Origin of the sequence: Enterorhabdus sp. P55 (assembly GCF_009911695.1) — a bacterium.
Lineage (GTDB): Bacteria > Actinomycetota > Coriobacteriia > Coriobacteriales > Eggerthellaceae > Enterorhabdus.
In genome coordinates this window covers 1-19,979 of the sequence record NZ_QWKK01000042.1, presented here as the reverse complement: position 1 = coordinate 19,979, position 19,979 = coordinate 1, and the positions used below count along the sequence as shown (strand labels likewise).

Annotated in this window: 17 protein-coding genes; 16 read left to right on the top strand and 1 reads right to left on the bottom strand. The window is 67.0% G+C overall.

Annotated features, from left to right (window positions below; translation table 11 throughout):
- Positions 1–378: 378 nt before the first annotated feature.
- Positions 379–843 (bottom strand): hypothetical protein, encoded by a 465-nt coding sequence (locus D1643_RS05815; protein WP_160709560.1) that lies wholly within the window; start codon positions 841–843, stop codon positions 379–381.
- A 148-nt stretch (positions 844–991) separates the two neighbouring features.
- Here D1643_RS05815 and D1643_RS05810 point away from each other — a divergent pair, with 148 nt between their 5' ends.
- The 16 genes from D1643_RS05810 to D1643_RS05735 all read left to right on the top strand — a co-directional run bounded on the left by D1643_RS05810 (position 992) and on the right by D1643_RS05735 (position 18,947).
- On the top strand, positions 992–1,246 hold the full coding sequence (locus D1643_RS05810; protein ID WP_160709558.1) for a dynein gamma chain protein: 255 nt from the start codon (positions 992–994) through the stop codon (positions 1,244–1,246).
- Between the two features lie 17 nt (positions 1,247–1,263).
- Positions 1,264–1,686, top strand: coding sequence for a nickel-responsive transcriptional regulator NikR (gene nikR / locus D1643_RS05805; RefSeq protein WP_160709556.1), 423 nt, complete (start codon positions 1,264–1,266; stop codon positions 1,684–1,686).
- 374 nt (positions 1,687–2,060) lie between these two features.
- Entirely contained in the window at positions 2,061–3,089 is a 1,029-nt protein-coding gene (gene hypE, locus D1643_RS05800; RefSeq protein ID WP_160709554.1) for a hydrogenase expression/formation protein HypE, read from the top strand.
- 498 nt (positions 3,090–3,587) lie between these two features.
- A complete protein-coding gene (locus tag D1643_RS05795; RefSeq protein WP_160709552.1) occupies positions 3,588–3,776 on the top strand; it encodes a 4Fe-4S binding protein in 189 nt (62 codons plus the stop codon).
- Between the two features lie 266 nt (positions 3,777–4,042).
- Positions 4,043–4,534 carry a hypothetical protein gene (locus D1643_RS05790; RefSeq protein WP_160709550.1) on the top strand — a complete coding sequence of 164 codons (492 nt, stop codon included), beginning with the start codon at positions 4,043–4,045 and terminating at the stop codon, positions 4,532–4,534.
- A 690-nt stretch (positions 4,535–5,224) separates the two neighbouring features.
- Positions 5,225–7,132 (top strand): molecular chaperone DnaK, encoded by a 1,908-nt coding sequence (gene dnaK / locus D1643_RS05785; RefSeq protein WP_160709548.1) that lies wholly within the window; start codon positions 5,225–5,227, stop codon positions 7,130–7,132.
- A gap of 32 nt (positions 7,133–7,164) precedes the next feature.
- Entirely contained in the window at positions 7,165–7,770 is a 606-nt protein-coding gene (locus D1643_RS05780; protein WP_236643409.1) for a nucleotide exchange factor GrpE, read from the top strand.
- Between the two features lie 67 nt (positions 7,771–7,837).
- Positions 7,838–8,788, top strand: a complete 951-nt coding sequence (locus tag D1643_RS05775) for a DnaJ C-terminal domain-containing protein (protein ID WP_160709544.1) — start codon at positions 7,838–7,840, stop codon at positions 8,786–8,788.
- Positions 8,779–9,168 carry a heat shock protein transcriptional repressor HspR gene (locus D1643_RS05770; RefSeq protein WP_160709542.1) on the top strand — a complete coding sequence of 130 codons (390 nt, stop codon included), beginning with the start codon at positions 8,779–8,781 and terminating at the stop codon, positions 9,166–9,168. Before D1643_RS05775 ends, D1643_RS05770 begins: the two co-directional genes overlap by 10 nt.
- A 118-nt stretch (positions 9,169–9,286) precedes the next feature.
- A complete protein-coding gene (gene clpB, locus D1643_RS05765) occupies positions 9,287–11,974 on the top strand; it encodes an ATP-dependent chaperone ClpB (protein ID WP_160709540.1) in 2,688 nt (895 codons plus the stop codon).
- A 302-nt stretch (positions 11,975–12,276) separates the two neighbouring features.
- Positions 12,277–12,414: a hypothetical protein gene (locus D1643_RS05760; RefSeq protein ID WP_160709538.1), complete on the top strand. Its 138-nt coding sequence runs from the start codon at positions 12,277–12,279 to the stop codon at positions 12,412–12,414.
- 3 nt (positions 12,415–12,417) lie between these two features.
- Positions 12,418–13,935 (top strand): TrkH family potassium uptake protein, encoded by a 1,518-nt coding sequence (locus D1643_RS05755; RefSeq protein WP_160709536.1) that lies wholly within the window; start codon positions 12,418–12,420, stop codon positions 13,933–13,935.
- Positions 13,936–14,309: 374 nt separating this feature from the next.
- Positions 14,310–14,900 (top strand): hydrolase, encoded by a 591-nt coding sequence (locus D1643_RS05750; protein WP_160709534.1) that lies wholly within the window; start codon positions 14,310–14,312, stop codon positions 14,898–14,900.
- A gap of 8 nt (positions 14,901–14,908) precedes the next feature.
- The gene (rsgA, locus tag D1643_RS05745) at positions 14,909–16,372 is read left to right on the top strand and encodes a ribosome small subunit-dependent GTPase A (protein ID WP_236643408.1); all 1,464 of its coding nucleotides are present in this window, start codon (positions 14,909–14,911) and stop codon (positions 16,370–16,372) included.
- A 331-nt stretch (positions 16,373–16,703) separates the two neighbouring features.
- The gene (locus D1643_RS05740; RefSeq protein WP_160709532.1) at positions 16,704–18,005 is read left to right on the top strand and encodes a glycosyltransferase; all 1,302 of its coding nucleotides are present in this window, start codon (positions 16,704–16,706) and stop codon (positions 18,003–18,005) included.
- 6 nt (positions 18,006–18,011) lie between these two features.
- Positions 18,012–18,947 carry a sulfite exporter TauE/SafE family protein gene (locus tag D1643_RS05735; RefSeq protein ID WP_370520299.1) on the top strand — a complete coding sequence of 312 codons (936 nt, stop codon included), beginning with the start codon at positions 18,012–18,014 and terminating at the stop codon, positions 18,945–18,947.
- Positions 18,948–19,979: the final 1,032 nt, after the last annotated feature.

Below are 19,979 nucleotides of genomic sequence, written 5' to 3'. Positions count from 1 at the left end.
CCTGCGTGTCGCCCCGCCCCCGCCGCTCGCGGGCCGCGATCGCCTCCTGCCCCCCCCCTCCTCGTCTCCTTGGCGGGGGCATCACCCCCCCCTATGGTCGCCTTGTGCTGAAGGGCGCCCCTTTGCGGCCACCTTGTGTTACGGGGCAACTTGATGTTTCACGTGAAACATGCGCACACGGCTAACTTTTCACTCCCCGCGCTGCCGGTGACGCTGCGCCGCATCGCGCAGATCTCCTGTCGGCCGAGCGATTCGTCTGTGCGCTCTCTTGATTGCGGGACTCGTCCCTGGATGGCGCGTGGCGCCTTTTCGCGCAGCCTTCGGGCGGCTTTCGCGATAGCGCCCCTTCCACGGGACCTTGCGCACCGCAGGTCGCTATTAGTTAATTTTAGGCAACTTTTTGAGCAGCGCCCAGGCGCGCTGCTTGTCTTCGGGGGTGTTCATGAGGGCGGCGAGGTCGCGGAAAGCGACGACGCTGCGGCCCATCAGGCGGCAGGCGGCGTCGGGCTCGACGTCGTGGCGGTAGGCTTGGGCGAGGAGAGCGGAAGCCTCGGCGTCGGTGGCTACCAGGCACAGCGGGTCGAGGCCCTCCACGATGGTGAGCAGGTCGTTCGATCCCAGAACTCCTTCGGTGGCAACGAGCGCTAGGCAGTCGCGGCCGTAGCCCAGCGCTTCGGTCGAGGCGGCGAGCGCCTTGCGCGCAGACTCCCCCAGGGCATTGGCCGAAACGGCCAGGACGGTTTCGTTGCCCGTCCCCTCCAGCAGCGAGCCGTAGACTGCGAGCACTCCTTCAGCGGCCACGCCGTACATGCTCCCGTTGTTACTGTTGGCGGGTTTTTTCACACCGATCCTTGACGTCGCAGGGCTTCCCTCTATAACTATGCATACTATCAGTTTGACGAAGAGCGCGCGCCGCCGTCGCGGGGGCGGGCGGAATGTTTCACGTGAAACATTCGGAGCCGGCGCGCCGCATGCGACTAAGGAGGAAGCCATGTGCACCAACGGAGTCAATGCCGGTCAGTTCGAGCAGATGATCGACCAGGTTGACGACCATCTGAAGCTTGAGCGCCGCTGGGCCCACAACCTGGCTCATCAGGCCGCCGACGCCGGGTTTGCCGCAACGGCGGAGAAGCTCCATGCGGCCCAGGCTCTGCTCGATGACGCCCGCGCCCTGCTCGACGAGGCCAAGGACGCCCTGGAGGAGGACGCTGCCGACGCCTCGGGCGTTACCGTCAGCTTGGTCTAGCCTGCGCGGTCACAGTCATGAGCAACGATCTCATGCGGTTTTCGGTGGCCATGCCCGAGGACCTGCTCGTGCGATTCGACCGCCTGGTGGCCCGGCGCGGCCTGGCGAAGAACCGCAGCGAGGTGATACGCGACCTGGTGCGCGACGCCCTGGTGGAAGACGAGTGCGCGAGCCCGGGCGTCGAGGTGATGGGTACGCTCACCATCGTATTCGACCACCATGCCGGCGACTTGCAGGAGAAGCTCCACAGCATCCAGCACGATTGCTTCGAGAGCATCATCTCGTCCATGCACGTGCACGTTGACGAGCACACCTGCCTGGAGGTCATCGTCATCCGCGGCGAGACGGGCCTCGTGCAGGACATCGCGAATCTCATCCTGGGTACCAAGGGCGTCCAGAACGGCCGGCTTGTCCTGACCACCACCGGCCAGCGTCTTTAGCGGAAGGCGAAAGCAAGCTCGTCGCCCGCGCCTGCGAAGCGCCCATCGCCTGCGGCGAACGAGCGTCCGGGGCCTGCGGCGCGGGACGCCCGGCCCCGCAGCAAGTGGGATGTCGGCCCGTGGCGCGGGGTATTTGGGCCTGCAGCAAGCGGGGCGCTGGGCCCGTGGCGCTGGCCGGTGGCGCAGGGCGCCCGGGGCTGTAATGAGCGGGATGACGGGGCGCTGCAGACCCCCGGCGCGGCGTCGGGCCGTGGGCATGGGAGGCTGGGGCCTGCGGCTCGGGGCGTGCGGCGTAGGGCGCCCCGCCGCTCAAGGCGCTTGCCGCGAAGGCCTTCCGAATGTTTCACGTGAAACACTTGTTCCAAGGAGGAACCATGATCCAAAGCGAAACGGTGATGCTCGGCCATGGGAGCGGCGGGTCGATGATGAAGCGCATCATCGACGAGGTGTTCTTCGCCGCCTATGGCACCGACGAACTGCTGCGCGGCGACGACGCGGCGGTGCTGCCCGCGCCTGCGGCGGGCGAGCGCATCGCCTTTTCCACCGACAGCTTCGTAGTGACGCCGCATTTCTTCCCAGGGGGAGACATCGGCAAGCTCGCCGTCTGCGGCACCGTCAACGATGTGGCCACGAGCGGCGCCCGCCCGCTCTACCTCAGCTGTGCGTTCGTCCTGGAGGAGGGGTTCCCCATGGACGACCTGCGCCGCATCTGCCAGACGATGGCCGAGACTGCGACCGAGGCCGGCGTGCGCCTGGTCACGGGCGACACAAAGGTGGTCAACCGTGGGCACGGCGATGGCATCTACATCAACACGAGTGGCGTCGGTCTGCTGTCGCCCGGCATCGAGCTAGGAGGCGCGCAGTGCCGTCCCGGCGATAAGGTGCTGGTCAGCGGCACCCTTGGCGACCACGGCATCACCATCATGAGCTGCCGTGAGGGCCTGGGCTTCTCCGCTGGCGTCGAAAGCGATGCCGCGCCGCTCAACCACCTGATTGCCGAGGTGCTGGCCGCCGCTCCTTCCACGCGTTGCTTCCGCGACCCCACGCGCGGCGGCCTGGCTTCCACGCTGAACGAGCTGGCGGCCCAGTCGGGCACCGACATCGTGGTGGAGGAGGACGCCGTGCCCGTGCGCGACGCGGTGCTCGGCGCCTGCGAGATGCTCGGCTACGACGTGTTGCAGGTGGCGAACGAGGGGAAGATGGTGTGCGTCGTCCCCGCCGACCAGGCTGATGCCGCGCTGGCTGCCATGCGCGCCAACCGCTACGGCGCTGACGCCGCCATCATCGGCGAGGTGGCCGAGGCGCAGCCTGAGCGCGGCCCCAAAGTGTTCCTGCAGACCTCGTTCGGCGGCCGCCGCATCCTCGACATGCTCGTCGGCGAGCAGCTTCCCCGCATCTGCTAGCGCATTAGGCGCCCGCAGCGCTCGCGGCACCCCGCCAACGCCCGCGCCGCCGCGCCAGTGCTCGCGGCACCCCCCACGGCCCCCAGTATTCCCGCAGCACCCCCCCGGCATCCCGCCGTCGCGCCCCGCCGCCCTGGGCGCCCCGCCGCCGCTCCTCGACGCCCCGACCCCCAGTGCCCCGCCGCCGCCCCGGCACTCCGATGCCGCGTCCTGACGTCGTATCCCGCTGCCTCGCCGGCGCCTGCGGCGCTCCGGCGCCGTCTTGCGGCCTTCGTCGTTGCCGTTCGGAAATGTTTCACGTGAAACATTCGTACGCGCACTGGGCGCGTTTTCGCGCCGGTTTTACGCGGAGAAAACGCCGGCGCACCGTAATATTCACGTTTTATGCCGCAGCCTGGAAAATCGTAGATTATCCTTGCGCCACGTTCGAATAATGGTATCTTGCACCACGAAAGTTATTGGTACCCATGGGGGACTTTCGACCGAGAAGGAGTTGCTATGTCTCACCCGATTATTGAGGCCGATGAGTGCATCGGTTGCGGCATCTGCGTTGACGCGTGCCCGCAGGAGGTTCTCGAGGTCGTCAACGGCACGGCGGAAGTCGTGAACGAGGACGCGTGCATCGCGTGTGGCGATTGCGTCGAGGAGTGCCCGATGGGCGCTATTCCGGAGGTCGCCGAGGATTAGCTCCTCGCGCTTCTTTGAGTTGCCAGTAGGGGGCGTCCCGCCAAGCGGGCGCCCCCTACTTATATATAGAGGGGGTTCCTGCGCGGATGCCGCGCCTGTGAAGCGAGCGCAGGGAGGGGCGTTCGTTCCCGTTTCTCTGCCGCTGCCGTCACGGGCTTTCCGCTGCGCGTAAAACCGATGCCTTACAGATGCCGTTGGGGAAATATGGGGCTATAATGCACACGAACGCGCTCTTTTCGGAGGGGATGGGAAACGGAGATGCGGGTATGCGCAAGAGCAACTGGATAATTCTGGCCGTCCTGGCTGCTGCCTCGACCTTCTTCCTGTGGCTGTGGTATTACCTCAACTTCAATCTGGTCGATAACCCTGTCGACCTCGCCTTTACCGTCGTGTGGTGGGCGGTCATCGTGGCTGCATGCGTGGGGATCCATCTGGCGGAGAAGAAGCGCCGCGAGCGCATTCGCACCGCTTTTCTCGCCCCTGGCATGATCTACAACGGAGAAGCCGGCGTCGTTCGCCTGGAGCCTGGCGCCTCGATGACTGATGCGCTGCAGGAGATGCTCTCGCATCTCGAGTACGGCTTTGACATGGCAGCCGTCCCGGACAAATCCCGCGTGCGCTTCGTGCAGATCGTACGTACCTCCAAGTTCTCTGGCAACGGCGACATGTGGGAAGGCGAGGTGGTACGCGTCGCTCGCCCCGATGATCCGCGCCCGTTCTCGAATCGCGACCAGCTGCGCGCCCTCATCGACCGCTAGGCTCGCTCCTTCGCGTCGCGCCCCGTCCGACTGCGGGATGCGTGCCTGACACGCGCGGCTCTCATCCGCCTGCATCGCGAAATCGCTGCTCGCAGAATAATAGGGTCTCGAAACCGCAAACGAATGTTTCACGTGAAACACCCCACGTTCGCCGCCTACCCCAGGCGTTCTCGCGCCCTACCGAGACTCCGCGCCCTCGCCCCGGCCCCGCCCGCCGGCCCCGCGCGCCTCGCGTTCATGCGCCTCGCTTGCGTCCCGCCCCGGGCTCCGCCTCTTGCCCGCCCGCCGGCCCCGCCGGCCCAGCGCTCCAGGCTTCTGCATCCGAGCTGTTCGCCGGTTGCCTCGCCGTTCCCTTTCGTTGCGCTTCCGATGCCAGGACTCTCTAAATCTAAGCGCCGTCAACTAAGATTTTATCAGCACCTCCATAGTACCTCCACATTCGCGACGCAACAGCTGAGCGGGCGGCTCAACGATAGGCTTTCGACATTCACCCAGGTAACAGGCGGGTTTTCCCCTCGTAACAATCGCGAGGGTGCCCTTACGCGCCCGCACGAGGCGTCTATGGTGATCCTCGGTGAGCTTAATTCACTGACTGGCATTAATGAAACTTGACAACACAAGACTTAGATTTTATATTGGCAAACAACAAATGCTAACTAACAAGCAACCTGTGAAAGTGAGGAACGAGCAATGGCTAAGATTCTCGGTATCGATCTGGGCACCACCAACTCCGCCATGGCTGTTATGGAGGGCTCGGAGCCTGAAATCCTCGTCAACGCCGAGGGCGACCGCACCACCCCGTCCGTCGAGGGCTTCCGCAAGGACGGCGAGCGCGTGGTCGGCAAGGCCGCCAAGAACCAGGCGGTGACCAACCCGGAGAACACTGTCGCTTCCGTCAAGCGCTTCATCGGCCGCTCCTTCAACGAGACGGGCGAGGAGCAGAAGACCGTCAGCTACAAGGTGCAGGCCGGCAAGGACGGCCGCGCGGTCATCGACATCGACGGCAAGGACTACACCCCCGAGGAGATCTCCGCCATGGTGCTTCAGAAGCTGAAGACCGACGCGGAGAAGCAGGTGGGCCAGCCCATCACCCAGGCGGTCATCACCGTCCCCGCGTACTTCAACGACGCCCAGCGCCAGGCCACCAAGGACGCGGGCAAGATCGCGGGCCTCGAGGTTCTGCGCATCATCAACGAGCCGACGGCTGCGGCTCTGGCCTACGGCCTGGACAAGGTCGACCATGACGAGAAGATCCTCGTCTTCGACCTGGGCGGCGGCACCTTCGACGTGTCCGTGCTCGAGCTCGGTGACGGCGTGTTCGAGGTTGCGTCCACCGCGGGCGACAACCACCTGGGCGGCGACGACTGGGATCAGCGCGTCATCGACTGGCTGGCCGACAAGTTCAAGGCCGACAACGGCATCGACCTGCGCCAGGACAAGATGGCCCTGCAGCGTCTGAAGGAGGCTGCGGAGAAGGCGAAGATGGAGCTCTCCTCCACCACGCAGACCAACATCAACCTGCCCTTCATCACCGCCGACGCCTCCGGCCCGAAGCACCTGGACTACACGCTGACGCGCGCTGAGTTCGAGCGCATCACCAAGGATCTGCTCGACCGCTGCAAGAAGCCCGTCGAGCAGGCGCTCAAGGACGCCGGCCTGAAGATGGGCGAGGTCGACGAGGTCATCCTGGTCGGCGGCTCCACCCGCATGCCTGCCGTGCAGGAGCTCGTGAAGCAGCTCACCGGCAAGTCTCCCAACATGTCGGTGAACCCCGACGAGGTGGTGGCCATGGGCGCGGCCGTCCAGGGCGGCGTGCTCGCCGGCGACGTGCAGGGTATCCTGCTGCTCGACGTGACCCCGCTGTCGCTGGGCGTCGAGACCATGGGCGGCGTGATGACCAAGATGATCGAGCGCAACACCACCATCCCCACCCGCAAGACCGAGATCTACTCCACGGCCGCCGACAACCAGACCTCCGTCGAGGTGCACGTCCTGCAGGGCGAGCGCGAGATGGCCGCGGGCAACAAGACGCTTGGCCGCTTCCAGCTCTCCGGCATCCCGGCCGCGCGCCGCGGCGTGCCGCAGATCGAGGTGACCTTCGACATCGACGCCAACGGCATCGTGAACGTGTCGGCCAAGGACCTCGGCACCGGCAAGCAGCAGCAGATCACCATCTCCGGCTCCACCGCCCTGTCTGATGACGAAGTGGATCGCATGGTGAAGGACGCCGAGCAGCATGCCGAGGAGGACAAGCAGCGCAAGGAGGAAGTCGAGATCCGCAACAACGCCGACGCGCTGGTGAACGCCACCCAGCAGACCCTCGACGAGCTGGGCGACAAGGTTCCGGCTGACGCCAAGACCCAGGCCGAGGAGGCCATCGCCGAGGTGAAGACGGCCCTCGAGGGCACCGACCTGGATGCCATCAAGGCCGCGACCGAGAAGATCCAGCAGGCGGGCTACAAGCTGGCCGAGGTCGTGTACTCCACCGAGGGCGCGGCCGCCGGCGCCCAGGCCGCCGCTGCTGAGACGGCTCCCGCCGATGACACCATCGAGGCTGAGTACGAGGTCGTCGACGACAACAAGAACGAAGGGAAGTAAACGCCATGACGACGCCCGATAAGGACCAAGTCTTGGAAACCCCCGCTGATGCACCGACCGCCGGCTCCCCGGAGCCGGCGGCTCCCGCCGAGGCGGTCGAGGCTGAGGTGATCGAGGAGGCCGAGGCCGCCCCCGACGCCGAGGCCGACCCCGCCGACGAGGTGGCCCAGGCCAAGGCCGAGGCCGCCGACTGGCAGGACAAGTACCTGCGCCTGCACGCCGAGTGGGACACCTACCGCCGCCGCACCAACGAGCAGCGGGCCCAGGAGAAGGCGCGCGCCACGGAGAAGCTGGTGGAGAGCCTGCTCCCCGTGCTCGACGACTTCGAGCGCACCATCGACTACGCCACCACCAACGGCGAGTCCGGGCTGCTGGGAGGCGTGGAAGCCGTCCACTCCAAGCTCGTGAGCGTGCTGGAGAAGGACGGCGTCGAGGTCATCAGCCCCGAGGGGCAGGCCTTCGACGCGCTGGAAGCTCAAGCCGTCGCCACCGTCGACGACCCGAGCGTTCCCGACGAGACGGTGGCCCAGGTCTACCAGAAGGGCTACCGGATGGGCGCGAAGGTGCTGAGGCCCGCGATGGTCACCGTCACCACGGGCGGGCCGAAGCGCGAGGTCGAAGAGACTTCGGCAGAATAGGAAAGCAAGAGGGCGGGCAGGAATGTCCGCCCTTTTTTCAAGAATGACAGATTAGGAGGTGGAACGAATGGCGGCATCGCCAGACTACTACCAGACGCTAGGCGTTCCACGCACCGCCTCCGCGGACGAGATCAAGAAGGCGTTCCGCAAGCTGGCTCGCAAGCATCATCCTGACGCGGGCGGCGACGAGGCTAAGTTCAAGGAGGTCAACGAGGCCTACGAGGTCTTGAGCGACGACAAGAAGCGCGAGCTGTACGACCAGTACGGCACCGCCAACGAGAACGAGATACCCCGCGGATGGGGCGGCGGCAACGTCAGCGTCGAGGACATCTTCGGCGGCTCGGGCTACGGTGGCGGCGGCTTCAGCGGCGGCTGGTCTGACATCTTTGACAGCATTCGCCATAGCGAAGGTGCGTTTGGATCCGACTGGGACTTCAGCGGCTTCGGCGGCCAGCCGCGTCCGCGGAAGGGCCAGGACATGAACGTGACCCTGGAGGTGACGTTCGATGAGGCCTTCACCGGCACCGAGAAGCGCGTGACCGTGCGCATCCCGGGCAAGTCGGAGGCCGACACGCTCACCGTGAAGGTGCCCGCCGGCGCCGTCGAGGGCGGCCGGCTGCGCTTCAAGGGCAAGGGCGGCCTCGGCGAGAACGGCGGCGAGGCGGGCGACCTGCTCGTCACCACGACCATCGCCGCGCATCCGTACTACTCGCGGGACAAGGCCAACGTCATCGTGGACGTTCCCGTCACGGTGGCCGAGGCGGCGCTTGGCGCATCCATCGTGGTGCCTGCGCCCGACGGCAGCAAGGTGCGCGTGAAGGTTCCCGCCGGAACCCAGGACGGCGCCCTGCTCAACGTGAAGGGCAAGGGCGCGCCCGACCTCAAGACGAAGGGCGCCGTCGGCGACCTGAAGATCCGCGTGGACGTGAAGGTGCCCACCGACATGAACGACGAGCAGCGCCAGGCCATGGAGGACTTCCTGGCGGCGACGAAGGATGACGTGAGGACATGGCAGTAAACGACCGCAACCGCCCCGTGTACATGATCAGCGTGGCCGCCCAGCTGGCCGGCGTGCATCCCCAGACGCTGCGCACCTACGAGCAGAAGGGGCTCGTCACGCCCCAGCGCACGAGCGGCAACACGCGCATGTACTCGCAGGCCGACATCGAACGGCTCGAGCTCATCAACGAACTGACGAGCGAGGGCATCAACCTGGCCGGCGTCATCCGCATCCTCGACCTCCAGGGACGCCTCGACGAGCGCGACCAGGAGCTCGATGACCTGCACAAGCGCGTGCGGCGCCTGGCCGACCGCGTGCACGAGCTGGAAACTCGCGAGAGCGTGAAGTCCCTCGTGCGCGCCAGCGACCTGCCGCCTGTGCTGCGCCGCCTCCCCTAGGGGCTGCGGCACGGCGCGGCGCGAAGGCGGGCCATCCGGAGCACCATGACGCACCCTGCTTCCCTCGGGGGGGGGGGGGTGCGTTGAAGGAAAGATAACCAAGCAAGGAGAACCATCCATGAGACTCGACAAGCTGGCTCTCACGGCACAGGAGGCCTTCCAAAGCGCCATGGGCGTGGCGGGCGAGGCCGACGCTGCCGTCATCGAGCCGATCCACCTGCTCAAGGCGCTGCTCGATGCCGACGAGAACAACCTCGCCGCCATCATCAAGCGCATCGGGGCCGACCCGGTCTGGCTGTCCCAGAACGTGGCCGACGAGATAGCCAAGATGCCCAAGCAGACGGGCGCCGCCCCCATGGCCATCCCCGGCCAGGACCTGATCAAGGCCATCGACAACGCCGTGAAGATAGCCGAGAAGCTGGGCGACAGCTACGCCACGAGCGAGCACTTGCTCATCGCGCTCTCCGAGGACAAGGGCGCCGCCGGCCGGCTGCTCACCACGGCAGGCATCACCCGCAAGAACATCGAGGAGGCCTACGAGGCCCTGCGCGGCAACACCCGCGTTACCTCCCAGACCGAGAAGACCCAGTTCGAGGCGCTGGAGCAGTACGGCCAGAACCTCACCCAGCAGGCCCGCGAGGGCAAGCTCGACCCGGTTATCGGCCGTAACGAGGAGATCCGCCGCACCGTTCAGGTGCTCTCCCGCCGCACGAAGAACAACCCCGTGCTCATCGGCGAGCCGGGCACCGGCAAGACGGCCATCGTCGAGGGCCTGGCCCAGCGCATCGTCGCCGGCGACGTGCCCTCCAGCCTGCGCGACCGCGAGATCGTCTCGCTCGACCTAGGCGCCATGATGGCCGGCGCGAAGTACCGCGGCGAGTTCGAGGATCGCCTGAAGGCCGTCCTGCGCGAGGTGAAGGACGCCGACGGCCAGATCATCCTGTTCATCGACGAGCTCCACACCATCGTGGGCGCGGGCGCGGGCGGCGACAGCTCGCTCGACGCCGGCAACATGCTCAAGCCGGCGCTTGCCCGCGGCGAGCTGCGTGCCATCGGCGCCACCACCCTCGACGAGTACCGCAAGTACATCGAGAAGGACGCCGCCCTCGAGCGCCGCTTCCAGCCGGTCATGGTGAACGAGCCCACCGTGGAGGACACCATCGCCATCCTGCGCGGTCTCAAGGAGAAGTACGAGATCCATCACGGCGTGCGCATCACCGACGGCGCCATCGTGAGCGCCGCCGAGCTCTCCGACCGCTACATCACCGACCGCTTCCTGCCCGACAAGGCCATCGACCTCATGGACGAGGCCGCCAGCCGCCTGCGCATCGAGATCGACTCCATGCCCGAGGAGGTAGACGCCGCCGAGCGCAAGCTCATCCAGATGCAGATCGAGGAGCAGGCCCTCATGAAGGAGACCGACGCCGCCTCGGCCGAGCGCCTGGAGAAGCTGCGCCAGGACATCGCCGCCGCCCAGGAGGCCCTCGACCACCAGAAGGCCGTCTGGCAGAACGAGAAGGACTCCATCGTCAGCGTCCAAAACCTCAAGGCCCAGCTGGAGAGCGCGCAGCTCGACGAGGAGAAGGCCACCCGCGAGGGCGACCTGGTGCTGGCCTCCGAGATTCGCTACGCCCGCATCCCCGAGCTGCAGCGCCAGCTCCAGCAGGCGGAGGAGGCCGTCAAGGCCAAGCAGGAGGACGGCGCCATCCTGAAGGAGGAGGTCACCGACGAGGAGATAGCCGCCGTGGTGGCCACCTGGACGGGCATCCCCGTGTCCAAGATGATGCAGGGCGAGCTGGAGAAGCTGGCCGATTTGGACGAGCGCCTGGAAGAGCGCGTCATCGGCCAGGACGATGCGGTGCACGTGGTGGCCGGCGCCATCCGCCGCAACCGCGCCGGGCTCTCCGACCCCAACCGCCCCATCGGCAGCTTCCTGTTCCTCGGCCCCACCGGCGTGGGCAAGACCGAGCTGGCCAAGACGCTCGCGGAGTACCTGTTCGACTCCGAGAAGGCCATGGTGCGCATCGACATGTCCGAGTACATGGAGAAGTTCAGCGTGCAGCGCCTGATCGGAGCGCCTCCGGGATACGTGGGTTACGACGAGGGCGGCCAGCTGACCGAGGCCGTGCGGCGCCATCCGTACTGCGTCATCCTGCTTGACGAAATAGAGAAGGCGCATCCGGACGTGTTCAACATCCTGCTGCAGGTGCTCGACGACGGCCGCCTGACCGACGGCCAGGGACGGGTGGTGAACTTCAAGAACACCATCATCATCATGACCTCGAACATCGGCTCGCAGCTCATCCGCGAGCACAGCGCCCAGGAGAACGAGACCATGGGCGACATGCTCAACGGCATGGCGGAGATGACCCCGGAGGCCGCGGCCAAGCGCATGGCCGAGTTCGCCAACAAGATGCAGGACGCCCTGCGCAACACGTTCCGCCCGGAGTTCCTCAACCGCATCGACGACATCATCACGTTCAACGAGCTCAACATCAATGTGATCGAGAACATCGTCAACCTGCAGCTGGAGGAGGTGCGCGCCCGCCTGGCCGATCGCCGCATCACGCTGGACGTCACCCCGGCGGCCATGGAGCACCTGTCCATCGACGGCTTCGACCCGGTGTACGGCGCCCGCCCGCTCAAGCGCCTCATCCAGCGCCAGATTGTGGATCGCATCGCCGAGAAGGTCATCAGCGGCGAGCTGCGCGACGGCGGGCACGTGCTGATCGACCTCGACGCCGAGGGCGAGTACGCCTGCATGGTGGAGGGCCCGCTCGACTTCGACGGCTTGCTCGAGGGCTAGCCTGCGCGTCTGGATGCGGTTTCGCCGGCGTGCTCCGCGGGCGCGTTCGGCCGCTGGCGGCTCGCGGCGGCCGCTGGCGCGAGCCGCAGTTGGCGACACGGCTCCAAGGGGGCGCATCCGGTGGATGCGCCCCCTTTCTTTGTACTAGAATAGGCGGCATGCCTACGTGCGGTCACAGATTCGTCACCTCCGTCGCCCCCTTGCGGGGGGCGCGCGCCGGTGCGGCCCGAACGGTCGGGCAGGCCGCGATGGGGGCGATGGTTTCGGCGCGGGCGGCCGTCGGCGGAATCTGGAGCTGACTGATGGGCAGCACCTTTCGCCAGCTGCTGGCCGACTTCTTCGTAGCGGGGCACGGGGTGTTCCTCGTCCTCATGGCCGTGGCCAGCTTCATCGTGGGCCTCGGCATCGTGATGACCCTCGTCCGCGTGGTGATGGGGTAGCCTATGTGGCAGCGCTTCACGCTTTACGACCTGCGCGTCATCGGCCATTACCTGGGCACGCTCATTCTGTTCTCGGCGCTCATCATGGCCGTTCCGCTTCTGGTGGCCCTGATCTTCCAGGAATGGGAGCCTGCCGCGCGCTACCTGTTCTCCATCGGCATCGCGCTCACGGCCGGCGCGCTCCTGCGCTTTCTGCGCGTGGAGCCGGGGCGCCTCAACCGGCGCCAGGCGCTTGCCATCACCGGCGCGGCTTGGATCATCCTGGCACTGTTCGCGTCCGTGCCGCTTTACTTCTCGGGGCACTACGTCACCTACCTGGACGCGCTGTTCGATGGCGTGTCGGGACTCACCACCACCGGCGCCACCGTCATCCAGGACCTCAACCACCTGTCCAACGCCGACAACATGTTCCGGTTCATGATGCACCTGCTGGGCGGCTTGGGGCTCATCGTGGTGGCGCTTTCCATCGGGCTGTTCGGCAAGCGCGCCGGCGCGTCGCTCTACAGCTCGGAGGGCCGTAGCGAGCACGTGGTTCCCAATGTGGTCCAGACTACCCAGTTCATCGCGGGAATCACGGTGGAGATCGTGGCGGTTGCCACGGTCATCATCGGGTCGATATGCCTCATGGCCGGCATGGAGCCCTCGCGCGCCATCCTCCAGGCGCTTTGGCTTTCCATCTCGGCCTTCGTCACGGGCGGCTTCACGCCCATGAGCCAGTCCATCATGTACTACCACTCAGGCGTCATCGAGTTCGTCATCATGGTGCTCATGATTCTGGGCACCATCAGCTTCGTCATGTACGCCGAGGTGTGGAAGGGGCGCGTGGGAACGTTCTTCCGCGACATCGAGACGCGCACCATGCTCATCTGGGTGGGCATCATGACCGTGGTGCTGACCGCGTCGCTCGCGGCCGGGCCGCTGTTCTCCGATCTGCCGGCGCTTCTGCGACGCGGGCTGTTCATGGTGGTGTCCGCGTTTACCACCACGGGCTTCCAGGTGGTCACGAGCAATCAGCTGACCACGGCGTTCACCTCCGGCGCATTCCTCACGCTCGCGCTCATCATGGCCGTGGGCGGCTCGGCCGGCAGCACCGCGGGCGGCATTAAGTTCAGCCGCGTGGGCATCATCTTCAAGTCGATGGTGGCCACCATCAAGGAGGCCCTCGCGCCCGATTCCGCGCGCGTGGTGGTGGCGTACAACCACGTGGGGCGCCGCGTGCTCTCGCCCGAGATCGTGAAAGAGGCCATGACGGTGTTCATCCTGTTCGTGGTCACCTACGTGGTGGGCGCGCTCGTGGGCATCGCGCACGGCTACGAGGCCACCCAGGCCATCTTCGAGTCGGTGGCCATGACGTCGAACGGCGGTATCACCACCGGCCTGGCCACGCCAGGCATGCCCATGTCGCTCGAGCTGTTCTACATCTTCCAGATGTGGGCCGGCCGTCTCGAGTTCGTGACGCTGCTGGCGCTGATGGTGGAGGTGGCCGCGTCGTTCTTCCCGCGGAAGAGGGTGTCGTCGTGAGGGCGGAGAGGAGCCTGCGTGAGGGGGAGCGCGGGGAACTGGCGGCCTGCGGACCGGCGGCGGAGCACGGGGTGGAGCGCGGCCTGCGGGCGGCGGGCCGCGCCGTGGTTCGCAGGACGTTGGCGGCGGCGCGAAAAGTTAGCCGTGTGCGTGTGTTTCACGTGAAACATTCGGGGCCCCATGGGCGTTGGGATGCGCGGGATGCAATGGGTGTACGGGGCGTGCGGGACGCGCGGGGCGCCGTGGTCGCGGGCGGCGCGGCGGGCTGCGCCGTGGCTCGCAGGATGTTGGCGGCGGCGCGAAAAGTTAGCCGCGTGCGTGTGTTTCACGTGAAACATTCGGGGCCCCATGAGCGTTGGGATGCGCGGGATGCAATGGGCGTACGGGCGATGGGCGCCCTGGCTGCGGTGGCGCTGTCCTTGGCGTGCGTTCTGCCGGGGACGACGGCGTGGGCGGCGGAGGGCGACGGCGCTCCCGGCCCTAACGAGGTGAACCCCCAGCAGATGCCCGACAGCTCGTTCATCTACGACACCTCCATCGCCGATCTGTCCAGTGCCGACTCCTACCTGAACAACCAGACGGTCCAGGTGGTGGGCGAGGTGGTGGGTGACCGCATCAACGCAGAGTTTGATTTGGCTAACTGTTGGATCGCCCTCCAAGCCGTCGATGGGTCGAACGCAGACGTTCCCGTGTTCATGGCGAGGGAGTCTTCCAAGGCCATCGACCGCTACGGCGCCTACGGCGTGCGCGGCACTACGCTGCAGGTGCGCGGTACGTTCCACCTCACCTGTCCCGAGCACGACGGCCTGACCGACTTGCATGCCGACCACGTGAGCGTCGTGAAGAAGGGCGAGGATCTACGCGAGCCGCTCGATCCCCATCGTTTCGTGCCCGGCGCGGTGATGGTGCTGCTCGGCGTAGTGCTCATCATCGTGTTCTACCGCCTGCGAGAGAGCCAGCGCTAGGGGTCGCCATGAGTGTTTCACGTGAAACACCCGACCTCACGCATGCCGCTGCGAGCGGGGAGGTCGAGTGCGCCGTCATGGGTCGTGCGCAGGCGGCGGGCGCCGAGGCCGCGATGGCCGAGCAGACGGCGGGCCCCGTCGAGGTTGCGATGACCGCGTCGGTTGCGGGCGCTGCGCCGCGTCCCGCTGCGGATGCCGTCGAGCGCGCTGCTGCGAGCGCTGCCGTGGGTGCCGCCGAGCGCGCTGCTGCGAGCGCTGCCACGGATGCCGCTGCTGGGGCTGTCGCAGATTCCGCGCAGGCCGATGCCGCCACGAGCGCTGCCGCGCGTTCCGCGCAGGCCGATGCCGCGAGCGTTGTCGCGGGTTCCGTGCAGGCGGCGGGCGCTGCTGCCGGTGCGGCGGGGGAGCGCGCGGGCGACGCGAGTCCTGCCGCGGGATGCGCTTTCGAGGCCCGGCGCGTGGGGGAGGTGGTGAAGCTCGACCGGGGATTCCCGCTGGTGCGCTTCCCCGACGGCGAGGCGTTGCGCTGCGAGCACGCGACGGCGCTAGTCAAGGGCGAGAAGGTCCGGGCCGTTATCGGCGATCGCGTGGAGGTCTCCGTGCCCGACGACCATGACATGGGCATCATCGAGGCTATCCTTCCGCGCAGCCGCGCCTTCGTGCGCAAGGATCCCACCGAGCGTGCGGTCGCCCAGGTGCTCGCCGCCAACTTCGATCGCGTCATCGTTGCCCAGCCCCTAGCGGAGGTGAACCGCCGTCGTCTTGAGCGCGAGCTCGTGCTCGCCTATGAGACGGGCGCCGCAGTGACCGTCGTGCTCACCAAGGCCGACCTGGCGCAGGACGACGCCCAGGTTCGGGCCGTGCGCGACCAGGTGCGTGCGCTGGTCGGCCCCGACGTGCAGACCATCGTGGTGACGTCGGCCGACCCCTCTTCGGCCGAGGCGGTGCGCGAGCTCGTGCCCGCCGGCTCGATGGCTGTGCTCATCGGCCGCAGCGGGGTGGGGAAGTCGAGCCTGGTGAACCTGCTGCTGGGCGAGGACGTCCAGGAGACGGCTGCCGTGCGGGAGGGCGACGGCAAGGGCCGGCACACCACGGTCAGCCGCGAGGTGATCGAGCTGCCCGGCGGCGGGCGCATCGTCGACATGCCCGGCGTGCGCGGCCTCGGGTTGTGGGACGCCGAGTCGGGTATCGGCGCCGCCTTCGCCGATGTCGAAGCGCTGGCCGAGGGCTGCCGCTTCCGCGACTGCCGCCATGGTGACGAGCCCGGCTGCGCTGTTCGCGCGGCGGTGGAATCCGGCGAGCTGGCGCCCGATCGCTTCGCCTCTTACCAGGCGCTACGTCAGGAGACGGTCGAGATCAAGGAACGTCGCGAGCAAGCGCGTTGGGCGCAGGGAGAGAAGGCGTCGCACGCTCGCTCTCCCAAGGGCCGCGGCTCTGGCAAGCGATCGCGTGGAGGCAGGCCCCGCCGATAGGGCGTCGCTGCAAGCTAAAGCGCATTTTCTGGTCACTTTCTTCGAAATTCCGAGCCTGAGGGGCCGAGGTCAGCCTGATTTGAAGGACTCTGCATGCTCGGAGAAAAGCTGACCTGGGCAAACCTCTTCTCGCATCGTCTTTACAGCGGTTTGGGCCTCGGAATTTCGAAGCAAATGACCAGAAACGACAGCCGGCGCTGCAGATGCGCGCCGTGCGCGCCGGGATGTGCGGCGTTGTGGTGTTGCCTGGCCGTGGATGGTTGCTTCACAAATGACGAGTACAATACCTAGGTTATCTGTCATCAACGACCAAGCACGCGGAAGGAGCTGCATGCAGCCCGTCGTCATCATCCCGACGTTCATCGCGGGACGCCGCCATCGCGCTGGCTCCAACACCATCGCCACCTACGACCACGTGACCCCGCTCAACGATCCCGGCGAGCTGGGACGTTGCCTGGCCTCGCTCGAGAAGGTGCGTGGCTTGGGGCTCATCGTGGTGCTCGTGGCTGCCGAGTCGCCCTTCGAGGCCCAAGCGGCCGAGAAGGTGCAGGCCGTTGTGGATCAGCACCCGTCGCTGAACGTGCTGGTCATCGGCGCTGCCGAGCTGGCCCTCGTGCGTCAGCGCATGGAGCAGCTGAAGATCGGCAAGCTCGGTCGCGAGGTGGCGCTTTCGGGCTACGGTGCCGTGCGCAACCTGGGGCTGGTGGTTGCCAACGTCTTCGGCTTCGACGCGGTGGTGTTCCTTGACGACGATGAGGTGGTGGACGACCCCGACTTCCTCAAGCACGCCATGTACGGCCTGGGCAAGCTCACCAAGAAGGGCATTCCCATCTTGGCCAAGACGGGCTACTACCTCAACGATGAGGGCTCGTACCTCTCGAAGTGGGAGGATGCCTGGTACAACCGCTTCTGGCAGCAGGGTCGCGCATTCAACGAGTGGATCAGCAAGGCGATGAAGGGCCCGCGGCTCTCGCGATCCAACCACGTGTGCGGTGGCTGCTTGGCTGTGCATAAGGAGGCCTTCCGCCGCCAGGCCTTTGATCCGTGGATTACGCGCGGCGAGGATCTGGATTACATGCTCGACCTTCGGATGTACGGCTCGGACATCTGGTTCGACAACGAGTGGGTGCTGCGCCACCTGCCGCCCAAGTCGTCGAGCGAGGGCGACCGCTTCCGCCAGGACATCTTCCGCTGGATCTACGAGTATCGCAAGCTGGAGTACAGCCGTGCGCTCATCGACTTGCAGCAGGTGAAGCCGAAGTCGCTCGAGCCGTATCCCGGGCCGTTCCTGGAGCCGGGGCTCACGCGGCGCATCCGCGTGACAGCGTTTCTGCGCAGTCTGGTGCTGCCGGACAAGAAGGCGTATCGCCGTGCCGCGAAGGCTGCGCGCAAGGAGGCGCAGACCTACGCCGAGCGCAACTGCGCGAAGTACTTCGAGTTCCAGTATGCGTGGCCCGAGGCCATGGCGCGCCTGGAGGGCGACGAGGCGTTGAGCGAGGCGCTGCTGCGCTCGGCGCTGCACAACGCCGCCGTGGCCGATGGAGCGGAGGGCCCGGCCGCAGCCGACGGCGCCCGTCCGGCGTCCTTCGATCCGGGCATGACGAGCGAGATTCGCCTCAACATCGCGGAGTAGCCGATCGTGGATCAGCTGGGATTGCTCATCGTGTCGTTGGCCGTGGGAGTGGGTGTCGGCGTGCTCTCGGGGCTGCTGGGCATTGGCGGGGGCACTGTCCTCGTGCCCGTGTTCAAGCTGGGCTATGCGCTCTCGCCCATCATGAGCACGGCCACCTCGCTTGCGACTATCATTCCCACGTCCATCTCGGGCGCTATCTCGCACGTTCGCCGCAAGACCTGCGTGCCGTCGCTCGGCGTTGCTGCGGGGCTGGGCGGCGCGATCACCTCGCCGGTGGGCGTGTGGCTGGCCACGATGTCGCCCGACTGGGCCATCATGGTGGCTGCCGCCGCGGTCATCGCGTATTCAGCCATCACCATGTTCTCGAAGGCGCTTAAGGCCCCTAAGGGGAAGGGGGCGGCGACGGCCGCGGGTGAGAAGGCCGCGGGCGCGTGCTCAGGGGAGAGCAGCGCGGAAGAGGTCGAAGCGCGCGAGACGGCGGCTGGGACGCCTGGTGCGCGGGCCGAAGCGCATGGCGCCGAGGCGGCCATGGCGGGGGCTCCCGCGATGCCGGCGGTGCCGCAGATGACGCGGCGACAGCTGGTGATGGGCGTGGGCGTGGGTGCGATAGCAGGCGTGGCCTCGGGTTACGTGGGGCTGGGCGGCGGCTTTGTCATGGTGCCGCTCATGGTGTCGCTGTTCCATATTCCTATGAAGCTCACCTCGGGCACATCGCTCATAGCCGTGGCGCTGCTCGCGTTGCCTGCGGCGGTGACTCAGACGATGCTCGGCAACGTCTCGTGGCTGGTGGCCCTCGCCGTGGCCGCGGGCTCGGTGCCCGGCGCGCTGCTGGGCGCCAGGCTTATTCCGCGCGTGCCCGAGCGTACGCTGCGCTTTATCTTCAGCGGTTTTCTTCTGGTGGGAGCCGTCTTGCTCGCCCTCAACCAGACGGGTGTCATGTAACCTCTCGCCGCGTCCGGGCGCCTGTTGCGACCATGCTCCGTCGCTTGCGGTACGTGCTCGTTCGGATGGGGCGTTCGTGTCCCGTCATTCGCTTTGCGCAGAATGTTTCACGTGAAACATTCGTACGTGGCTAACTTTTGCGTGCTGCCTCGCTGTCCGATGCTGCTGACGGCGCGAACAGGCGGAAGCCGTGGAACGCTTTCCAGCGTGGGGGTCTCTGGGACGTGCTGCTCCCGACGGCGCGTCGTTTCCCGGCAAAGCGTCGCTTCGCCGTGCGCCCCCTCCTGGCGCTTCGGCACCTCTTCCGCATCGCGCCCCTCGCGCATGTTTCACGTGAAACATGCGCATGCGGCTAACTTTTGCCGTCCTCGATGCGCCGCCCCGACCGGAACCGCGCTTCTCCTGCGCTTCTGCCCCGCCTCTGCCCGCGCCCCGCCCGGGCCACGTCTCGCCCGCGTCCCTGTTGCGCCGCCCCCGACCGGCCCGCGTCCCGCCTGCGCCCCACTCCCCGCGCCCCGCCCGCGCACCTCGACTCGCCCGATCCCGCGCTCTGCCCTGCGCCTCGCGCCGCCTCGCAGTCCTCCTTCTCGCCTTCCTGTCCCCGGCTTTCTAGAGGACGAATGTTTCACGTGAAACATTCGTCCGCTTCCGGCCCCCGCCTTCGCTGCCCCTCCCATCCCTCGCCTGCGCGGCGTGTCATCCCGCTTCTCCACCTGCCCTCTCCTGTGGCGTCGCCTGTCCCCGCTCCCGTCTTCGCTATGCGCGTCCTCGCCCTTGTCCCCGATCCGTCACACCTGCTTCTTTCGAATCCTTCTGCTCATGCCTCCCTTATCCCCACCCCCGCTCCGCCCCGTTGCCCCCGCCTACCTGCGCCGCGTGTTCCCCGTGCCTGCGTGCTTGCGCGCCGCGCGTCGATCGGAGGGCGCGGTTTTGCTATAGTGGCGAAAACACGCGTCGGCCGTCGGCGCCCGCCCGCGTCCTGCGCGTGGGCCGCGCCCCCCGCCTGCGCCCCCCGTGCCCGCGCCTGCGCCC

Excerpts from the sequence above, each read along its gene's own strand:
- hypE (WP_160709554.1), top strand. The coding sequence starts at position 2,061 with ATGATCCAAAGCGAAACGGTGATGCTCGGCCATGGGAGCGGCGGGTCG.
- dnaK (WP_160709548.1), top strand. The coding sequence starts at position 5,225 with ATGGCTAAGATTCTCGGTATCGATCTGGGCACCACCAACTCCGCCATG.
- rsgA (WP_236643408.1), top strand. The coding sequence starts at position 14,909 with ATGAGTGTTTCACGTGAAACACCCGACCTCACGCATGCCGCTGCGAGC.
- D1643_RS05750 (WP_160709534.1), top strand. The coding sequence starts at position 14,310 with ATGGGCGTACGGGCGATGGGCGCCCTGGCTGCGGTGGCGCTGTCCTTG.
- D1643_RS05775 (WP_160709544.1), top strand. The coding sequence starts at position 7,838 with ATGGCGGCATCGCCAGACTACTACCAGACGCTAGGCGTTCCACGCACC.
- D1643_RS05810 (WP_160709558.1), top strand. The coding sequence starts at position 992 with ATGTGCACCAACGGAGTCAATGCCGGTCAGTTCGAGCAGATGATCGAC.
- D1643_RS05760 (WP_160709538.1), top strand. The coding sequence starts at position 12,277 with ATGGGCAGCACCTTTCGCCAGCTGCTGGCCGACTTCTTCGTAGCGGGG.
- D1643_RS05740 (WP_160709532.1), top strand. The coding sequence starts at position 16,704 with ATGCAGCCCGTCGTCATCATCCCGACGTTCATCGCGGGACGCCGCCAT.
- D1643_RS05790 (WP_160709550.1), top strand. The coding sequence starts at position 4,043 with ATGCGCAAGAGCAACTGGATAATTCTGGCCGTCCTGGCTGCTGCCTCG.
- D1643_RS05755 (WP_160709536.1), top strand. The coding sequence starts at position 12,418 with ATGTGGCAGCGCTTCACGCTTTACGACCTGCGCGTCATCGGCCATTAC.
- nikR (WP_160709556.1), top strand. The coding sequence starts at position 1,264 with ATGAGCAACGATCTCATGCGGTTTTCGGTGGCCATGCCCGAGGACCTG.
- clpB (WP_160709540.1), top strand. The coding sequence starts at position 9,287 with ATGAGACTCGACAAGCTGGCTCTCACGGCACAGGAGGCCTTCCAAAGC.
- D1643_RS05770 (WP_160709542.1), top strand. The coding sequence starts at position 8,779 with ATGGCAGTAAACGACCGCAACCGCCCCGTGTACATGATCAGCGTGGCC.
- D1643_RS05795 (WP_160709552.1), top strand. The coding sequence starts at position 3,588 with ATGTCTCACCCGATTATTGAGGCCGATGAGTGCATCGGTTGCGGCATC.